Raw genomic sequence first — 19004 nt, 5'->3', positions numbered from 1 at the left:
GCTTTATTTTAGCCCAGTGAGTTACACTAAGACGCCCTTGTCGGAACGCAAACTGCTGAATCCTGATCCATTTTCGGCATTTTTGCTGTCGCACAACCCCTGCCGTCCGACCAGTCGGGGACATATTGAACTTAACGGTTCGGACCCTTTCGGAGATCCTTCCATCCACCCCAATTATCTGGCGACACAGACAGACATTGACGACGTCTTGGCTGGCAACCGCATTCTTCGTCAACTCGCGTCCACAAAGCCGCTGGCCGATATCATTACCGAGGAGCTTATTCCCGGTAGCGATGTGGACGGTGATCAGGCCTTACTGGCTGATTTCCGGGCTCGTGCAGACACGGTGTATCATCCCACCAGCACTTGTATGATGGGCACGGATCCGGCCACTTCGGTCGTTGATGCCCGCTTGCGCGTGCATGGCATTGAGGGATTGCGGGTTGTCGATGCGTCAGTTTTCCCGACGATCACGTCGGGGAATACCAACGCGCCAACGGTCATGGTCGCAGAAAAGGGTGCGGCGATGATTTTGGAAGATGCGAAATTGATGCGTTAATTTTATTTACCAGTCCTTTTTTGCTGTGCTATTCTATCAGAATTGCGCGAATCCGGGGAAGGAGTGGCGATGCATCCGAAGATTGATCTTAAGCAATTGCCGCCATTAAAGGCGCTTAAAGGCTTTGAAGCCGCGACCCGTCATCAAAGTATTCGCGACGCGGCTGATGAACTTTGCCTGACGCATCCTGCGGTCAGTCACCAGGTTCAACTTATCGAAGATGCCCTTGGTGTTACTTTGTTCGTTCAAGAAGGACGCCACATTGTCTCGACCGAAGAAGGCAAGGTGCTATACCCTTATGTCCGCGCCGCATTTGAATCCCTGCTCGAGGGCGTCGAAGAAGTGCATCGCAATGCGCTTGATAAGCCGCTTCGGGTACAAACCTATGTGACCGCGTCCATTCGCTGGCTTGCACGGCGCGTGCCCCAATTTCTGGCCGACCATCCCGAAATAAAACTGACGCTCAATACGTGCGCGGTTGAATGGGAATTTGATGATGTGCATGCTGATGTCGGACTGGTCTATTGCGCTATCGAGCCGGACCCGGCCAAGTTTCATTGGGTGCCGCTGTATGAATATGCGTTGTTCCCCGTATGCAGTCCTGAGGTGGCAGAAGCCATGGGACAGAATCCCGCTCCCCAACAATTGATGACCAAACCTCTTGTTGCCATTTACACGGAGGTACAAAATTGGGAGACTTGGTTTGCGTCCGTCGGTGCCGAGTTTGAGCCATCCGTGCCGTATCTGATGGTGGATACCTTGGCGGTTGCACTTGAAATGGCGCTGAATGGCGAAGGAATTGCCCTGGTCAACGGCCCGTTTGTGGATCAGGATATGGCAGCAGGGCGGCTGGTGCAGCCCATCGCGCATAAGGCGGTATGTCCAGGCGCATGGGGATTAATCTGCCGCAAGGATATGCGCGAAAATCCCAGAATCCGGACTTTCATGGATTGGGTGGCCAAAAATGTCGCCGATAGCCAGTCGACTAAGGCTGGCTAAGTTGCGACCTTAGCGTTTGGGAACGACTTCGTACCCGCGCTCTTCGGGCTCATCATCGACCATTTGGTCAGGAAAGCCTGTGCCAAGAACCTTAAGGCCCAGCGGCTCTTCATAACGACGGATGATGTTAGGCGAAAATTCGCGCGACCCGTAATTGGCCTCTGCTTCTTTGAAGAGACGCACGATCAGCGGGGACATTTCCACCGGAACACCCGCTTCCTGTGCAATCTTGTCAAACAGGCCAATATCCTTTGACACCAAATCCATGGTGAAGTTGATATCCCGGCTGCCGTTCAGGATAACTTGGCTTTCCGTTTCATGGACAAAGCTGTTGCCTGATGAAATTTTGATCGCCTCATAAGTGGTGTTCATATCCAGCCCAATGGCCTTACACGTGGTCAAGGCTTCAGCGAGCGCAACCAGATGCACCGTGCACAGATAATTTGTCATCACCTTCAACTGTGAGGCTGTGCCAAGATCGCCCGTATGCAGAATGCGACGGCCCATTGTAGTCAGAACAGGCAGAACAAATTCAAAGGCCGCGCGCGGTCCACCAGCGAAAATCGCGATATTGCCGGTATCGGCACGATGGCATCCACCCGAAACCGGGCACTCCATAAACATGGCGCCGCGCGCTTCGACCAGCGCACCCAAGCGGATGATTTCGCTATAGTCGGTCGTGCTCATTTCCAGCCAGACTTGGCCGGGTCGCATGATTTGCAAAAAGCCATCTGGGCCTTCGGCCACGGCTGCGCTGGCCGCAGGGGAGGGCAGGCAGGTGACGATCAGGTCAACATTCTCTCCCAATAACTTGGGCGATGCAGCGGCCTTCGCGCCGCGTGCCACATATTCGGCGACTAAAGTGTCATCAAGATCACGGACAGTCACATCATGTCCGTTACGGATCAGGCTTCCCGCCAGTTTTCCGCCGACATTGCCAAGCCCGATAAATCCGATTTTCATGATTACACCCAATATTTTTTCAAGAAGCGTTACCCGCCGATTGAAAAAGTTAGAGCGCCGTCGATGCGCGGCCACAATTGAAAAATTTGGCCGATTGGGTGAATTATTTTGCTATTCTTAAGCCTATGGAGGCGTGACTGGCTGCTTTAGCGCACGTCGTAACCGAGCTTTGCGGATAATGCCTCGGCCAGCCGTGAGCGCGCAACAGCACATACAAGTTTACGGTCAGCAAGTGCGCCGGGGTCGAATGGTTCTAGGAAATGTACACCGACGTCATAGCTGCCAGGCCGCGTAAACGCGCGCCACGCACTTTCCCAGCCCGTTTCTTCGCCCAACCAAGCTATCTCTGGGCCGTCATCACCAAAATCGAGCAACACAGGTTGAATCATCATTGGTTTGGGTGGCGGAGCCAAGGTCGCAAACAAGGATTGTTTGAAAGGCAAAAGCCCAAGGCCATCAGATGTTGTGCCTTCTGGAAACAGCGTCACGGACCAATTCTCTGCAATCGCTTCGCGCAATTCGGCCACTTGTTGCGCAACATTTTGCTTTTCGGTGCGGCTGATGAAAATCGTTCGGTTCAGTTTTGCTAGCCAGCCAATGATTGGCCAATCCCGCACACCGTCCTGCGCCACAAAAGAAGAGCCGGTAATCCCCGCCAAAATCGGAATATCGTGCCACGAGATATGATTAGCGACAAAGAATACATCTCTGCGCAATGGATTACCGTAAACCGTCACACGCGCGCCCAGCGCACGTGCACAAATACGCAGGAACAACATAGCCCAAGGCGAAGGCAGTTTTAGCATGTGCCAGACCAAATGAAGTGGCAATATTATCGCCAATGGCAGCGCAATCCAAAGTAGCCGAATGGCGCATAGGACATATGCTTGTAAGTCGAATTTCCGGATTGAAATGGAAATGGCCGTCATTGGACTTCACTTTGCTGTTAAGACAACATCTCAGATGTCTGGGCGATAGATGACAACTGTGACTATGCTATGACGGTCCAGAAAGGCTCTATCTGACACGTGCGCGCATCAAAAGCCATGCAAATTCTGTCACCGTTTTTTTAAACGAAGTGCGTCCCAGCTGGCGTCGGCAACCCACCCGCCGTCCACAGGCAGGCTAACGCCGTTTATGAAGCTGTCTTCATGTGCCAGAAACGCAATGGCGCGCGCAACATCCTCGGGTTTTGCAAAGCGGCCCATGGGCACGCGGTTGATAATGTCTGCGTCGGAATAGGCGCCCGAACCTTGGTCCGCCTCGTCCATCTCGGTTTTGATCCAGCCGGGGCAGATAGCATTTACACGCACGCCGCGATTGCCCCATTCGGCGGCAAGCGTGCGTGTTAATCCGATCAACCCATGTTTTGAGGCGTTATAAGCCGAACGGTCGATTACGCCGTGTAAGCCTGCAATGGAAGCGACATTGACAATATTGCCCTGCCCACGCGCCAGCATTTGCTTGCCAAATTCCCGGCACAATAAAAACGGTCCGGTCAGATTGATGTTCATGACGCGCTGCCATTGGTCGAGACTTGTGTCTTCGGCGGGGCATATCATGCTGATCCCGGCATTATTCACAAGGACATCAACTGCCGTGTGATCGCGCGCCACTTTGTCGGCCAGTTCAGTCACAAAAGCCTCTGAGGAAATGTCACCGGACAAAGCGGATACGCTACCCCCAAGTGCCGATAGCGTTGCGATTTGCGCATCCAACGGCTGCACATCTGTCAGGACGACATGATATCCCATCCCAGCAAACATCTTCGCGGTGGCAAAGCCAACCCCTTGTGCCGCACCTGTAATCAACACAACCCGCATAGCTGACCTTTACAAGATAATTTCACACCACTGCCCTTACAGACAGTGACGGCTATGATCCAAAAATTTTTTTAACCGATCCCGTCATATTCCCCATTTGTGCCTGACCTTAAACCCGCCCTAAGGTTCGCTGGAATTAATGCCTTAAGGAGCACGGCTGTCATGCAAACATCGGCACGGGTTGTCATCATTGGCGGCGGCATAATGGGAGCTTCGTTGCTTTACCATCTTGCCGAGCTTGGCTGGACAGATAGTTTGTTGATTGAAAAGGATGAGCTGACGTCCGGCTCGACTTGGCACGCCGCCGGGCAATGTCCAAACATTACGGGCAGCTACAACCTCGCTAAAATGCATGCTTATAGCAATCAGCTCTATCCCAAGCTGGAAGGGCTGACGGGGCAATATGTCAGCTGGCATACATCGGGCGGAATTCGCCTTGCGACGAACGAGCGCGAGTTGGCGTGGATGCGCTATATACAAGGTTTTTCCAAAATCATTGGCTTTGATATGGAAATCATCCCGCCAGAGGAAATCCTGCGCCATAATCCGTTTATGACGCTGGACGGGGTTATTGCTGGCGCACGTACCACCGAAGACGGACATGCTGATCCATCGGGTATTTGCAATGCGCTTGCCATTGGTGCGAAAAATATGGGGGCAAAGATTGTCCGCAAAAACCGTGTGACGGGCCTGACCCAATTGCCGTCTGGCGAATGGGATGTGGAGACCGAAAAGGGCACTGTTCGCGCCGAAATCGTCGTTAATGCGGCCGGCTGCTATGCGCGGCAGATCGCGCAAATGGCTGGGATTGATATTCCGGTGACGAATATGGAGCATCATTATGTCGTTACTGATCCCATTCCTGCGTTTAAGGATCGCGAAGAAGAAATCCCCGTTATGCGCTGCCCGCACGTGTCGGGATATTTCCGGCAGGAACAGAAAAGCGGCCTGATAGGTGTTTACGAAAACACAGGTTTGGTCGAGGCGTGGGCACCACGCGGCGGACACCCTGAGTGGGATTCCACTAGCGAGCTGTTTCCCGAAGATCTGGAGCGCATTGCCCCATGGCTTGAACGCGCGATTGAGCGGATGCCGATATTTGGTCAGGTTGGCCTAAGGCGCTTTGTCAATGGCGCTATTCCACATACACCAGATGGCGGACCATTATTGGGGCCAGCGGTAGGCCTCAAGAATTTCTGGCATTGCTGTGGCACCAGCTTTGGAATCGCGCAAGGCGGCGGTGCCGGAAAATATATGGCGCAATGGATGGTGTTTGGTGATGCCGACATCAATATGACTGAATTCGACCCGCGTCGTTATGGCCCTTATGCCGATGAAGATTATAGCCGCGACAAGGTCTTCCTGGATTATCGGATGACGTTTACGACCCGGCTACCCGGCGAGGAAGAGCCCGACGGCCGTCCGCAAAAGACCAGCGCATTATATGGCAAATTGCTCTCCGCGGGAGCAGTCTATGGCGAAACTTATGGTTGGGAACGACCCAAATATTTCGCGCTTGATGGGGCGGAGGAGCAAGGCGGCTACCAACGCACTAATAGCTTCGACGCGGTCGCCGCCGAAGTGAAGGCTGTAGCTGAAGGCGTTGGCGTGCTCGATCTGTCCGGCTTTGCCAAATATGACGTAAGCGGCCCCGATGCAGAAGCTTTCCTCAACCGTATTTGCGCCAACCGCATGCCAAAGAAATTGGGCGGTATCGGCTTGGTGCACCCCTTGTCGATTCAAGGTCGCATTTACGGCGAAATGACGGTCACGCGCTTTGCCGATGATCATTTTTACTGCCTGTCGGCAGCAGCCGCGGAGCAACGCGATTGGGACTTGCTGATCCAAAGCAAATTGCCGCATGAGGATGTCACCATTCGCAATTTGACGATGGACTTGGGCGTATTGGTGATGAATGGCCCGCGTTCGCGCGATGTTTTGGCAAAACTCACCAATGCCGACTTAACGAACGAAGTTTTCCGCTGGTTAAGCGGTCAGGAAATCACCATCGCAGGCATAAAAATGCGCGCGCTTCGGGTGTCTTATGCGGGTGAGCTTGGATGGGAGCTGCATCCAGCAATGGACGATCTTGCCGCGTTGTATGATGCCGTTTGGGATGCGGGGCAGGAATATGGCATCGTCAATTATGGCCTTTACGCCGCAAACACGATGCGGGTGGAAAAAGGCTATAAGGCTTGGGGCTCCGAACTCACCAATGAATTGACGATGATTGAGGCGGACATGCCGCGCTTCATCAATTTCAACAAGGATGACTTTGTCGGCAAGCAGGCAACGATGGATGCGCCAGACCGTTTCCGCATTGTCTATGGTGAAGTAGATGCGTCCAATGTTGACGTACGCGGCGCGGAGCCATGTTTGATCGGCGACCAATGCATCGGTCTGACAACGTCAGGTGGTTATGGGCATCGTGTGGGTAAGAGCCTTTTCTTTGCGTGCGTACCGCTTGAAAATGCCGCGCCAGGATCACGTTTTGATATCATGCTGCAGTGCGAACGGCGGGTTGGAACGGTGCTGGAGCATCCGGCCTATGATGCCGATAACGCAAAAATGAAGGTGTAATCTAGTGGCTGAACTCCCCAAAAAGGCGAAAGTCGTAATCGTCGGTGGTGGCGTTATTGGCTGCTCGATTGCCTATCACCTGACCAAGATTGGCTGGGACGATGTTGTTTTGCTGGAGCGCAAGCAACTGACCAGCGGGACGACCTGGCACGCGGCCGGTCTGGTGGGTCAGTTGCGTCCGTCGATCAACATGACCAAGCTCGCTAAATATACGGGCGAACTTTATCGCGGGCTAGAAGCTGAAACCGGCCAAGCCACAGGCTATCGCCAGTGCGGCTCCATTTCGATGGCGACCAATGCGGAGCGGTTTGAAGAACTGAAACGCAGCGCTTCGATGGCAAAGGTGTTTGACCTGCCCGTAAATGTTGTGACGCCGCAAGAGATCAAAGAACTCGCCTATATCGTAAATGTCGATGACGTGGTCGGCGGCATTCATATCCCCAGCGATGGCTATGCCAATGCGGTCGATATTACGCAGGCGCTGGCGAAGGGCGCACGCACCGGCGGCGCCAAAATATTTGAAAATACCAAGGTCACCAAAATCCGCCATAATGGGGAGCGCGTGACGGGTGTCGATACCGATGATGGATCGATTGATGCCGATTATGTCGTGATCTGCGGCGGCATGTGGACGCGCGATCTGGCGGCGAGCATTGGCGTGGCCGCACCCTTGCATGCGTGCGAACATTATTATGTTCTGTTCGAAGGCGTAGAGGGGATCGACAATACGCTCCCTGTGCTGCGCGACTATGATTATTGCGGCTATTATAAATATGATGCAGGCAAGCTGCTCGTCGGAGCGTTTGAGCCCAATGCGCGACCATGGGGCATGGACGGCATTTCCGAAGATTTCTGCTTTGATGAAATCGCCGGCAGCTTTGAGCATTTCGAGCCCTTGTTGATGGATGCCATGCGCCGCGTGCCTGCGCTTGAAAAAGCAGGTATCCAGAAATTCTTCTGCGGGCCGGAGAGCTTCACGCCGGATGTGCGCTATCATCTGGGCGAAAGTGCCGAGCTGAAGGGTTGCTTTGTCGCTGCTGGTCTAAACTCTATCGGCCTGCAATCCGCAGGCGGCGTTGGCAAGGTGATGGCCGACTGGATCCGTGACGGCATTCCGCCTGCGGACCTGTGGACGGTCGATATTCGGCGCAACATGCCGTTCCAGATCAACCGCAAATATCTGCGCGAGCGCGTAACCGAGAGCCTTGGGCTGCTCTACGCGACGCATTATCCCTTCAAGCAATATGAAACCGCGCGCGGCGTCCGCCGTTCCGCCATTCATGATCGATTGGTTGCGGCCGGGGCTTGCCATGGCGAGGCTTTTGGCTGGGAACGCCCCAATTGGTATGGCGCACCGGGCAGCACGCCCAAATATGAATATAGCTATGGCCGCCAAAATTGGTTTGAGGCCAATGCCGAGGAGTGCAAAGCGGTGCGCGAAGCCGTGGGCCTGTTTGACCAAAGCTCCTTTGCCAAATTCCGGCTGGAAGGGCGCGATGCCTGTGCTGTTCTGAACCGCGTCTGCGCCAATGATGTTGATGTGGCGCCAGGCAAGTTGATCTATACCCAATGGTTGAATGATAAGGGCGGCATCGAAGCGGATTTGACCGTCACCCGTCTGTCGCAGACGGCCTATCTCATTGTCACTGGGGCCGAGACAGAAACGAAGGATTTCAACTGGCTGTTACGGCATATCCCAGAGGGTGCCCATGCCATTTTGACCAATGTGTCCTCTGCGATGGGCGTGATCTCGATCATGGGACCAAATGCGCGTGCGCTGCTCCAATCGATTTGCCCCAATGATTTGTCGCATGAGGCCTTTCCCTTTGCGACGAGTCAGGAAATTGAGCTGGGCTATGCCATCGTGCGTGCCTCGCGCATTACCTATGTCGGCGAATTGGGCTGGGAACTCTATATCCCGACCGAATTCATGACGGGCGTCTATGATGAGATTGTCGCAGCAGGCGCGGCCTTTGGCCTCAAGCATTGCGGCTATCACGCGCTCAACGCACTGCGCGTGGAAAAGGCCTATCGCCATTGGGGCCATGACATTACCGATGAAGATACGCCCTTGGAAGCTGGCCTCGGCTTTGCCGTGAAGATGGACAAGCCCGGCGGCTTTATCGGCCAAGAGGCACTGGTGAAGCAGAAAGAAGAGGGATTGAAGCAAAAGCTCGTTCAATTTCTGCTGAAATCGCCCGATCCCATGCTCTATCATAATGAACCGATCTGGCAGGGGGATCGCATCGCCGGATATATCCGCTCGGGCATGTACGCCCATACGCTCGGCGCATCCTGTGGCCTTGGTTATGTGACCGCGGCAGATGGCGGCGTTGTCGGCCCGATTGGCGCGGATGATTATGAAATTGAAATTGCGGGTGTGCGTTTCCCAGTGACCGCGTCGCTCAAGCCCCTTTATGACCCTTCAAATGCACGGATCAAAATCTGATGACCGAGACTTCACATGGCACCATGCAACGGCTCGCCGCGCAAACGCGGATGGGATACAGCTTTGATCAGGAATTTTACACCAGCGATGCGGTGTTCAAGGCGGATTTCGACCAAGTCATTAGCCAGAAATGGCTCCTAGCCGGCCATGTGTCGCGTATCCCCGACAAGGGCGATTATTTCCTGTTTCGGGTTGGCAATGAGCAGATCATCGTCATTCGTGAAAATGCCGACAGCGTCCGCGCGTTCTTCAACGTTTGCCGCCACCGTGGATCGACGATCTGCCAGTCGGAAAGCGGCAACGCACCCCGTCTGGTGTGCCCCTATCACGCGTGGACCTTTGGCCTTGATGGGCGGCTGATTTCCGCGCGGCTGATGCCGGAGGATTTCGATAAGGCGGAAAACAGCCTGTTCGCATGCCATATCCGCGTGTTCCACGGCCTGATCTTCATCAATATGAGCGAGGATGAGCCTGTCGATTTTGACGCTACCTTCGGCGACATGGGTGCCATTCTCGATTATCATGGATTTGCCGACGCGCGGATCGCGCATGCAGGCAGCTACCCCACGACAGCCAACTGGAAACTCGTCGTCGAGAATTTCTTTGAATGCTATCATTGTGTGCCATCGCATCCAGAATTCTGTTCGATGCATGCATCTGAATCTATCGTGGCCGTAGGCGCTGGCCCAAGTTCCGGTCCAGCGGACGCAATCGCTGACTTCGCGCCAAAGTTAAAGGCTTGGGAAGAAAGCGCCGCTGCCGCAGGCCGGCCCATTGGTACCATTGATGATGCACCCGATAGCAGCCATCTGCGCCTACTGATGCAACGCATGAACAAAGACGGCTGGGCCTCGGAGACGCAAGATGGTTCTGCGCCAGCGCCGCTGATGGGCAAGCGTACGAAAGCGGATGGCGGACGGATGCACCTCAGCTTCAGTCCATTTAGCCAGATTGTTGCGGATGACCATTTTGCCATCCTGTTCCAATTCACCCCGCGTGGCGCATTGGCCACTGATGTTGAGATGATCTGGCTGGTCGATGGACGCGCGACCGAGGCGGAAGTTGACATTGAAAAGATGATCTGGGGCTATCATGCCACAACGACGCAGGACAAAGTCATCACCGAAAACAATCAGGAAGGTATCATGTCCAGCCGCTATCGTCCCGGTCGCTATTCTGATCAGGAAGGCAGCGTGCTTAACTTCCAGAAGTGGTATCTCAACCAATTCGGGCTGGAACGCGCCGAGTGACAATAGCCGCCAACATGCGCGCGGTTTTGCTGACCGGCCATGGTGGCTATGACAGGCTGGATGTTCGGGACGACGTTCCGGTGCCTATACCGGGACCGAATGATGTTTTGATCCGCGTTGCCGCAGCTGGTGTCAATAATACCGATATCAACACCCGCATCGGTTGGTATTCAAAGGCGGTGGCGGAAGCCACAGACGCTGGCGCCGCATCTGGAATAGACGGCGCTGGCGATGATGGCTGGTCAGGTGCGGCCTTTCAATTTCCGCGTATTCAAGGCGCTGATGCCTGTGGCCGGATTGTCTCGGTGGGCGCTAATGTTGACCCAGCGCGCATGGGTGAACGGGTGTTGGTTGAACCTGTTTTTCGTGGCGCTAGCACCTTCGACATTCTCTATTTTGGTTCCGAAGTCGATGGCGGCTTTGCGGATTATACGTGCGTACAGTCCATCCATGCGCATCGCGTGCATTCTGCGTTATCTGACGTTGAACTGGCGAGCTTCCCCTGTGCGTATGGCACCGCCGAAAATATCCTGACGCGTATTGATTTGCGGGCGGGGGAACGCGTGTTGATCACTGGCGCGTCGGGCGGCGTTGGCTCCGCCGCGGTACAACTTGCCAAAAGGCGTGGTGCTGAGGTGATCGCCATGGCCGCCGACGCAAAGGCAGAAATGGTTCAGTCATTGGGCGCGTCTCGGGTGGTTCCGCGTGATTCGGATATTACTGCCTTATTTGGACAGGAATATTTCGACGCTGCGGTAGATATTGTTGGCGGCCCGCAGTTCGGCGCCATTCTAAATGTCCTAAAACGCGGCGGTCGTTATGGCGTTTCAGGGGCGATATCGGGGCCCATTGTCGATCTGGATTTACGGACTTTGTACCTTAAGGATTTGCGCCTGATTGGTTGCACCGTGCTGGAACCGGACGTGTTCCCAAACCTCGTGTCCTATATCGAACGTGGTGAAATCCGGCCAGTGGTGGCAGCGACATACGACCTATCTGAAATCGTCAAAGCGCAGGAAGCGTTTTTGACGAAGCAGCATGTCGGGAAAATTGTCCTGTCGCTTTAGGCGTGCACGGCCTAGTCGACCGTTTCTATCAATTCACCGATCCGTCCAACAATTTCATCGATATGGGATTTTTGCAAAATTAGCGGCGGAGACAGCGCAATAATGTCGCCTGTCGCACGCACGAGCACGCCATTGTCGAAGCATTTGTGGAATAATTGCATCCCGCGCTTACCAACGCCGGCAGAATGCGGCGCAAGTTCGATAGCCGCAACAATGCCCATGTTGCGGATGTCGATGACATTTTTTTTGCCCTTCAGGCTGTGTACCGCATCTTGCCAATAGCCGTGGAGCGAACTTGCATGTTCGAAAATACCTTCTGACTTGTAAAGGTCCAACGTTGCCAAGGCTGCAGCTGCGGCCAAGGGGTGACCGGAATAAGTGTAGCCGTGGAACAATTCGATGCCGTCAGGTCCGCCTTCGACAACGCCGTCGTGGATATGGCGGCTCACGGCCACAGCGCCCATCGGCACCGCGGCATTTGTAAGGCCCTTTGCCATCGTAATGATGTCGGGAGTGACGCCCAAGGTTTCTGAAGCGGTCGTGCCGCCGACACGGCCAAATGCCGTGATAACTTCGTCAAAGATAAGCACGATGCCATGTTTGCGCGTAATCTCGCGCAATTTTTCGAGATAGCCGATGGGCGGCACCAATACGCCGGTTGAGCCAGCCATGGGCTCGACGATGACCGCCGCAATGGTCTCCGCGCCATGCAGTGCGACAATCGCCTCCAGATTATCGGCCAAATGCGCGCCCCATTCGGGCCTACCTATCGTAAAGGCATTATGTTCAAGATTATGCGTGTGCGGCAGATGGTCTACACCCGTCAGCAATGTGCCAAATTGACGCCGGTTGTTGACGATGCCGCCAACCGAAATGCCGCCAAAGCCGACGCCATTATAGCCGCGTTCCCGTCCGATGAGGCGGGTACGCGTGCCTTGGCCAATCGCGCGTTGATAAGCGAGTGCAATCTTGAGAGCCGTATCGACCGATTCTGAACCCGAATTGGTAAAAAATATGCGGTCCAGTCCTTCGGGCATGAGGTTCGCGAGCCGCGAAGCCAGTTCAAATGCCAGTGGGTGCCCCAGTTGGAATGGCGGCGCATAATCAAGCTCTGCGGCGCATGTCTGAATCGCTTCGACAATAGTGGGGCGGCAGTGGCCTGCATTGACCGCCCAAAGCCCTGCGGTTCCATCAAGGATCTGCCGTCCATCATCGCTGGTATAATGCATGTCCTTCGCAGATTTCAGCTGCCGCGGCGTCGTCTTAAACGCGCGGTTAGCCGTAAACGGCATCCAAAATGCAGCAAGGGGGTCATTTTCCAGTTTCATCACGTCACTCCACCAACGGGTCTTTGACCCTTATGCGACCGTATTACCGTCATTCTCGATTGAAAAGATTGTTGTGTCCGGAAAATTTTAGTTGGGTCACACATGCCTGCCGCCGCGCGGTCATATGCGCGGCTCCAACGTGGGAACGGACGTCTTGTAAATAACAGGCCTTAGCGCGAAGCTGGTGGTCACATTGGCAACACCCTTCACCCGGGTCAGCCGATGGCGCAGAAAATCCTCAAATTGGGTCAAGGAAGCGACCAATATGCGCAACTGATAATCCGCCTCGCCTGTCATTAAATAACATTCCATGACCTCTGGAAAGCTGGACACGGCTGTCTCAAAATCTTCCAAATGACGATCATCCTGTTGATCAAGGCGCACGCGGACAAATGCTGTGACAGAAAGCCCGACCTTATCAGGATCAACCAAAGCGACATAATGCGTGATAGTGCCATCGGCTTCCAACTGGCGTACCCGGCGCAGACAGGGGCTGGGCGATAAGCCGACCCGTTCAGACAGTTCCTGATTGGACATTCGGCCATCTGATTGAAGGCAGTCGATAATCTTGCGGTCAATGGCATCTAAGCTATTTTTTGGCATATCTTAAACCTAATTTTTATAATTTAAGCATAATCTTTCAAATAATATGGCATTTACCGTCAGGATACGCAAGGACATGCTGGGATGTGCTGGCTAAAGTCTTGCTTCGATTTAAGCGGAAAACAGCCATGGCCAATATTGTCGCTGACAAGCGTGAAGAGAAAATAGCAGCAATTGAAACGCTCGACGCGCGCCTGCGTTGGTTGGCCTCGTGGACCGTGCATAACGCCAACCATATCCGGCCAAAGCGGGACGGGTTAAAGGTCGGGGGGCATCAGGCAAGCTGCGCGTCGATGACGGCGATTATGGCGGCACTGTATTTTCATGCGCTGCGCCCGAATGACAAGGTTTCCGTCAAGCCACATGCAGGGCCAGTGCTGCAAGCCATCCATTATCTCTTAGGCAATCAATCGCTAGAGCAATTGCAGCAATTTCGTGGTCTTGGCGGCGCGCAAAGCTATCCATCGCGAACAAAGGATAAAATTCCAGTGGATTTCTCCACCGGTTCCGTCGGTTTGGGTGTGGCGATTACAGCCTTTTCAAGTCTGGTTCAGGACTATTTGATCGCGCATGGATCGATAGACGAGGCCAATGCAGGCCGGATGATTTCGCTGATGGGCGATGCGGAGCTGGATGAAGGCAATATCTACGAATGCCTCATTGAAGGCTATAAGCATGACATTCGGAACTGCTGGTGGGTGGTCGACTATAACCGGCAATCGCTCGATAGCACGACGGCGGACCGGATGTTTCGGCGCTTTGACGATATTTTCGAGACTTCGGGATGGCGGGTCATCACCTTAAAGCATGGCAAGTTACAGCGAGCAGCTTTTGCAAGACCCGGAGGGAAATCGCTGGAAGACTGGATCGAAAATTGCCCCAATGCGGAATTTGCGGTTCTCACTTATCAGGGCGGTGCAGCTTGGCGCGCGCGTTTGATGGCAGATATTGGCGGCAAACCGCATGTGAAAAAACTGCTCGATAGTTTTGATGACGACGGTCTGGCCGCGCTGATGACCAATTTGGGTGGGCATTGCATCGAAACTTTGATGGATGCTTTTGACAGTGCCGATGATGAACGGCCCACCTTGTTCATTGCCTATACGGTCAAGGGTTATGGTCTGCCGTTGGCGGGGCATAAGGACAATCATTCGGGGATGATGAATCCCGGTCAGATTGATCAGCTTCGTATGTCCATGGGTATTGAAGCGGGCGAGGAGTGGGAACCATTTGCTGGCCTCGGCGGCAATATGGCAGCCCGGCTCAAAAAATTCATCGGGGACAGCGTTCTTGCCGCCAAACCGTTAGAACCCGTATCGCCGCAGATACATGTACCCGGCCGCTTCGCAGTTCCGTCGGGTGATGTACAATCAACCCAGGCGGCATTCGGCAATGTCCTTCTTGACCTTGCAAAGTCTTCCGAAGAGCTAGCGGACCGGATCGTCACCACTGCGCCTGATGTGACGCAGACCACCAATCTCGGCGGTTTTGTGAACCAGCGTGGGCTGTTTCGCCGGTCCGACGTGGCAGATATATTTCGCGAGGCTAAAATCCCATCCGCCCAGAAATGGGCGGCACATGCGGCGGGGCAGCATATTGAACTGGGAATTGCCGAAAACAATTTCTTCTTGCTGCTGACGTCACTTGGGTTGGCTGCACCGCATTTCGGTACGCGCCTTATTCCGGTTGGTACGGTTTACGATCCGTTCATTGCCCGTGGCCTCGATGCGCTGAATTATGGTTGCTACTCAGATGCCCGTTTTCTGCTGGTCGGAACGCCGTCCGGTTTGACTTTGGGACCAGAGGGTGGCGCGCATCAGTCTATCAACACGCCGTTGATTGGCATGGGGCAACCGGGCCTTGCCTATTTTGAACCTGCTTATGCCGATGAAGTCGCTTTACTCATGCGGTGGGCTTTTGAATATTTGCAAAAGCCTGAGGGAGGCTCCGTCTATTTGCGGCTGAGCACGCGTCAAATCGCGCAAGTTGAGCGTCCCGATTTGTCTTGGGAGGCCGATGCCTTGAAGGGCGGATATTGGTTGCGTCGACCAGCGGCAGGAGCTGAAGCGGCCATTATATTTACAGGAGCCATCGCGCCTGAAGTGTTGGCCGCGTATGATCAAATGCTGGATGATATTCCCAGTTTAGGTGTTTTGAATGTGACCTCGCCCGATGTACTGCATCGTGAATGGTCGGCAAGCAAGGCTGCACGCTGGACAGATCAGGACGCGCAAACAAGTCATGCCGAGGATTTGTTATCCATATTGGCGCCCAATGCCGGCATTGTGACGGTGATTGACGGTTCGCCCGGCGCTTTGTCTTGGCTGGGCGGCGTGCACGGTATGCGCGTCAGTCCGCTTGGCATGGATCGTTTCGGTCAGACGGGGGATTTGCCCGATCTTTACAGCACATATCGCCTCGACGCTGCAGCGATTATTGATGCCATGGCCGAGCTGTTTTTAAAAAGGTAAGCCCGCAAAATTCGGACAAAATTGAGTCAAACTTTATTGAGCGGATTTTTCGTCGGCGCTGACCATTTCATCTGGTAGTGCGCGGAATGTGAATTCTGCGGGCTTGTCCAAATATTGCTTGGCCAGTTGCCAGAGGTCCTGCGCCGTTATTGATGTAAAATTGGACTCACTGTTTCGGAAGCGGTTGAGTCTATCTGGGTTTGTCTGCGTCTCGGCCACGACGCCTAACCAAGTATTATTTTGCTTTTTCCAATCGGCATAGCTTTCAAGAACGGGCTTGCGGGCACGTTCGAACAAGTCAGGATCAACGGGTGACTTTACCAACGCCGATATGACTTGGTCGACCGTCGTTTCTATGGTTGCAATATCTTTAGGATCGCCAGCGGTAGATACAGAAAATGCGCCCCGCTTAAGATATAGGTTGGACATATCGGAATTTGCGGAAACGCCATAAGTCGTCCCCAGTTTTTCGCGCAATTCATCGGTCAAGCGTAGCGTTGCAACGCGTGCAAGAAGATCCATAGCTTGGGTGGTTTTTTGGTCATTATCGCCTGTGGTCGTCCATATGCGGCGCCACGCCAATTGGTTGGCCTCCCCATTATGGGATATGTCGAAACTTCCGCGTTTTGCGCTCCAGCCCGGTTGAAGTTGCGCGTTATGGTCCTTCCCGTCATCTGCGCGCGACGGGAGGGCTCCAAAACTGCGCGCAACGGCTGCAATGGCCGCATCGTCATCCAAGTCGCCGACCAACGCGATTTCCAAACGATTTTGCCGTAAAGCGTCACCCAACGCCAACTTAAGCATCGCAAAATCAGCACCCTGAATGGTTTCAAGGGGCGCGAGCGCAAAGCGCGGGTCGTCATCAGTCATGATTTTTGACATCGCGACCGCAAGCGCAGACGCCGGGGTTGCCTTTAATCGTGCGTATAGTTCGGGTAGCGGGCGGCGAAACAAGCGAAGCGCATTTTCCGAATAGCCCGGATGGGTTGTGTAGGCTGCCATCACTTGCAACTGGCGTTCCAAATCGGCGGGTGCGACGGCGCTGGCTGCGCCAAAATATCTATCGGCAACACCGAATGCGGGGGATACGGTTGTTCCGGCCAAGATGGATCGCAAATCTTCGATATCATGCGCCTCTAATCCGCCGGAAACATAAGTTGCTGACATTAGTGAGGCCAAAACCGCATTTTCCTTACCAAAATGTAGCTGGCCTCCATCAATGCGCAAGGAATAGCGGATTCGATTATCTTCAAAATCGGTTTTTTTGAGGTTCAGCAAAACGCCATTGGCAAAGCGGATGGTGCGAATGCCCAGGTCTGCAATGGTCTTGTCTGCAATGACATCTCCGGCTGGGCCGAAGTCTGTGTACGCAAAGCTTGACGCCGCGCGTGTCATTGGCGCAGCGATTGGCGTGCCACGACTGATGGCATATGCGGCCAATATTTCATCCTCGAAAACAGCCGCACTTTGCTTTGTTGTCAGGAAAATTTGCGGTCGCTCCATTTGGCGGAACCAAAATGCAAATTCGGAGGTGATGGCTGCCTTCGTTACAAATGGACGTATCTGACGCCACAATATCTGGCGATATCTGTCCGAGTTGTAAACGTCCTCATCCAGACTGACCAAGGCGTTCGCAATTGCTGCGCTTGATTCTGTGCCCTCATCCTTGGCGGCATTTTCATATTGGGCATCCAGACGCTTTACCTGTTCGGCAATTTCGGACTCTTCAAACCCATATTCCACGGCTTGGCGAACAGTTTGCTCGGTAAAGGCGAGCAATGAACGCCAACTGCCATCTTTACCCGCTACGCCATAGCCGATAGTTGCATATTGGTCGCAAAGACCGAAGTTGAAAGTCACACCGCCACCTAAAAACGGCATGTCTTCTTCGCGGGATCGGCGCGCCATGCGGCGTGATATGATCGCGTTTGCGATGCTCATTTTGAGCTCAATCATCGCGCGCTTTAAGGTGTCAGGCCGCTTTTTATCCTGTAAGAATTGCTGAACACCAATGCTCTCGCTAATCTCGGGATGCACGAAGCTTTGCGCGGTTAACACACGTTCGGTATCCAAACTGCATTGGTCAATTGCACCTAATGGCGGCGCGTCCACGCGCCAGTCGCCAAATTTTGCAACCAATTCGCGTTCAATGACAATCGGGTCTACCGGGCCGACGACAATGATTTTGATGCGGTCTGGGCGATAATATTTGCGATACAGTGCGCGCATCCGCTCGGCCGACGCTGTTTGTATGACCTCAGTTGTGCCAATAGGGTAGCGCGTTGCATAGAAGCTATTCGGGTAAAACAGGTTGTTCGCCGCACGTGCGCTTTGAAATCCAAAATTCTCCCGCGCGCTTTTTTCCGCCAGAATAACCCCGCGCTCACGATCAACTGCTGCCGGATTAAACGATATCTCCCGCGCCGTCTCACGCATCAAAAACAGCGCGCGTTCAATTAGATTCATATCAGATTTTGGCAGATCAAGCTTATACTGTGTTTGCGTATATCCCGTTGATGCATTGGTATCAGCGCCAAAGGACAGGCCAAGCCGTTCAAGCATTTTGACCATTTCGCCCTCAGGCACATTAGCGCTACCGTTAAAGGCCATATGCTCGATGAAATGGGCTAGACCCTGCTCATCCTGGGCTTCAGCTGCAGAGCCAAAGTCGATGGTCATGCGAACCAGCACCTGATTCTGCGGACGGTGATTGGGGCGAATGGCGTAGCGCAAACCATTGGGTAGACGCCCGTAAATGATGCTGGCATCGGGTTCGAGATCAGATGTCTCGGCATTCCAAGGTAGCGTCCGCTCTTTACCCGCAGGTGCGGCGGAAGGCGCTGCAAAGGCGTCGGCGGATCCGCCAAAGACCATCGCGAGTCCAAAAATGAAGCGAAGCGCATTTTTCATAC

13 protein-coding genes are annotated in these 19004 nt (G+C 54.0%); 7 read left to right on the top strand and 6 right to left on the bottom strand.

The window, feature by feature from the left end; translation table 11 throughout:
• Both Q0O33_RS08635 and Q0O33_RS08630 read left to right on the top strand, forming a co-directional pair.
• The coding region (locus Q0O33_RS08635; protein ID WP_295498349.1) for a GMC oxidoreductase at positions 1–559 on the top strand (559 nt) is incomplete at its 5' end.
• A gap of 69 nt (positions 560–628) precedes the next feature.
• Positions 629–1558: a LysR substrate-binding domain-containing protein gene (locus Q0O33_RS08630; RefSeq protein WP_295498358.1), complete on the top strand. Its 930-nt coding sequence runs from the start codon at positions 629–631 to the stop codon at positions 1556–1558.
• Positions 1559–1567: 9 nt separating this feature from the next.
• On the opposite strand, the gene Q0O33_RS08625 is transcribed toward Q0O33_RS08630, so the two are convergent.
• From Q0O33_RS08625 to Q0O33_RS08615, 3 genes are all read right to left on the bottom strand, one after another.
• Positions 1568–2521, bottom strand: coding sequence for an NAD(P)-dependent oxidoreductase (locus tag Q0O33_RS08625; protein ID WP_295498346.1), 954 nt, complete (start codon positions 2519–2521; stop codon positions 1568–1570).
• A 146-nt stretch (positions 2522–2667) separates the two neighbouring features.
• Positions 2668–3450 carry a lysophospholipid acyltransferase family protein gene (locus Q0O33_RS08620; RefSeq protein WP_295498343.1) on the bottom strand — a complete coding sequence of 261 codons (783 nt, stop codon included), beginning with the start codon at positions 3448–3450 and terminating at the stop codon, positions 2668–2670.
• Positions 3451–3579: 129 nt separating this feature from the next.
• Complete coding sequence (locus Q0O33_RS08615) at positions 3580–4344, bottom strand: SDR family oxidoreductase (RefSeq protein WP_295498340.1); 765 nt, start codon at positions 4342–4344, stop codon at positions 3580–3582.
• A gap of 162 nt (positions 4345–4506) precedes the next feature.
• Between Q0O33_RS08615 and Q0O33_RS08610 the strand changes: the two genes are divergently transcribed.
• Genes Q0O33_RS08610 through Q0O33_RS08595 form a run of 4 tightly spaced genes read left to right on the top strand, consistent with a single transcriptional unit; the run spans position 4507 to position 11690 of the window.
• Entirely contained in the window at positions 4507–6924 is a 2418-nt protein-coding gene (locus Q0O33_RS08610) for an FAD-dependent oxidoreductase (protein ID WP_295498338.1), read from the top strand.
• Positions 6925–6928: 4 nt separating this feature from the next.
• A complete protein-coding gene (locus Q0O33_RS08605) occupies positions 6929–9373 on the top strand; it encodes an FAD-dependent oxidoreductase (protein ID WP_295498335.1) in 2445 nt (814 codons plus the stop codon).
• Positions 9373–10623: an aromatic ring-hydroxylating dioxygenase subunit alpha gene (locus tag Q0O33_RS08600; RefSeq protein WP_295498333.1), complete on the top strand. Its 1251-nt coding sequence runs from the start codon at positions 9373–9375 to the stop codon at positions 10621–10623. The genes Q0O33_RS08605 and Q0O33_RS08600 overlap by 1 nt, the downstream gene beginning before the upstream one ends.
• The gene (locus Q0O33_RS08595) at positions 10620–11690 is read left to right on the top strand and encodes an alcohol dehydrogenase family protein (protein WP_295498331.1); all 1071 of its coding nucleotides are present in this window, start codon (positions 10620–10622) and stop codon (positions 11688–11690) included. Before Q0O33_RS08600 ends, Q0O33_RS08595 begins: the two co-directional genes overlap by 4 nt.
• An 11-nt stretch (positions 11691–11701) precedes the next feature.
• Here the strand turns inward: Q0O33_RS08595 and Q0O33_RS08590 are convergent, their stop codons facing one another.
• Together Q0O33_RS08590 and Q0O33_RS08585 are read right to left on the bottom strand one after the other, a co-directional pair.
• Positions 11702–13018, bottom strand: a complete 1317-nt coding sequence (locus Q0O33_RS08590; protein ID WP_295498329.1) for an aspartate aminotransferase family protein — start codon at positions 13016–13018, stop codon at positions 11702–11704.
• A gap of 120 nt (positions 13019–13138) precedes the next feature.
• A complete protein-coding gene (locus Q0O33_RS08585) occupies positions 13139–13621 on the bottom strand; it encodes an Lrp/AsnC family transcriptional regulator (protein ID WP_295498328.1) in 483 nt (160 codons plus the stop codon).
• A 128-nt stretch (positions 13622–13749) separates the two neighbouring features.
• On the opposite strand from Q0O33_RS08585, the gene Q0O33_RS08580 reads away from it, so the two are divergent.
• Positions 13750–16092 (top strand): transketolase, encoded by a 2343-nt coding sequence (locus tag Q0O33_RS08580; protein ID WP_295498325.1) that lies wholly within the window; start codon positions 13750–13752, stop codon positions 16090–16092.
• Positions 16093–16125: 33 nt separating this feature from the next.
• On the opposite strand, the gene Q0O33_RS08575 is transcribed toward Q0O33_RS08580, so the two are convergent.
• Positions 16126–19002 (bottom strand): insulinase family protein, encoded by a 2877-nt coding sequence (locus Q0O33_RS08575; RefSeq protein WP_295498324.1) that lies wholly within the window; start codon positions 19000–19002, stop codon positions 16126–16128.
• Between the last annotated feature and the right edge of the window lie 2 nt (positions 19003–19004).

Origin of the sequence: Sphingorhabdus sp. EL138 (genome assembly GCF_945862485.1) — a bacterium.
In the GTDB taxonomy this organism is placed as follows: domain Bacteria; phylum Pseudomonadota; class Alphaproteobacteria; order Sphingomonadales; family Sphingomonadaceae; genus Sphingorhabdus_B.
This window is presented reverse-complemented; position numbering and strand designations above follow the sequence as displayed.

Excerpts from the sequence above, each read along its gene's own strand:
- Q0O33_RS08615 (WP_295498340.1), bottom strand. The coding sequence starts at position 4,344 with ATGCGGGTTGTGTTGATTACAGGTGCGGCACAAGGGGTTGGCTTTGCC.
- Q0O33_RS08585 (WP_295498328.1), bottom strand. The coding sequence starts at position 13,621 with ATGCCAAAAAATAGCTTAGATGCCATTGACCGCAAGATTATCGACTGC.
- Q0O33_RS08600 (WP_295498333.1), top strand. The coding sequence starts at position 9,373 with ATGACCGAGACTTCACATGGCACCATGCAACGGCTCGCCGCGCAAACG.
- Q0O33_RS08620 (WP_295498343.1), bottom strand. The coding sequence starts at position 3,450 with ATGACGGCCATTTCCATTTCAATCCGGAAATTCGACTTACAAGCATAT.
- Q0O33_RS08580 (WP_295498325.1), top strand. The coding sequence starts at position 13,750 with ATGGCCAATATTGTCGCTGACAAGCGTGAAGAGAAAATAGCAGCAATT.
- Q0O33_RS08575 (WP_295498324.1), bottom strand. The coding sequence starts at position 19,002 with ATGAAAAATGCGCTTCGCTTCATTTTTGGACTCGCGATGGTCTTTGGC.
- Q0O33_RS08630 (WP_295498358.1), top strand. The coding sequence starts at position 629 with ATGCATCCGAAGATTGATCTTAAGCAATTGCCGCCATTAAAGGCGCTT.
- Q0O33_RS08625 (WP_295498346.1), bottom strand. The coding sequence starts at position 2,521 with ATGAAAATCGGATTTATCGGGCTTGGCAATGTCGGCGGAAAACTGGCG.
- Q0O33_RS08590 (WP_295498329.1), bottom strand. The coding sequence starts at position 13,018 with ATGAAACTGGAAAATGACCCCCTTGCTGCATTTTGGATGCCGTTTACG.
- Q0O33_RS08610 (WP_295498338.1), top strand. The coding sequence starts at position 4,507 with ATGCAAACATCGGCACGGGTTGTCATCATTGGCGGCGGCATAATGGGA.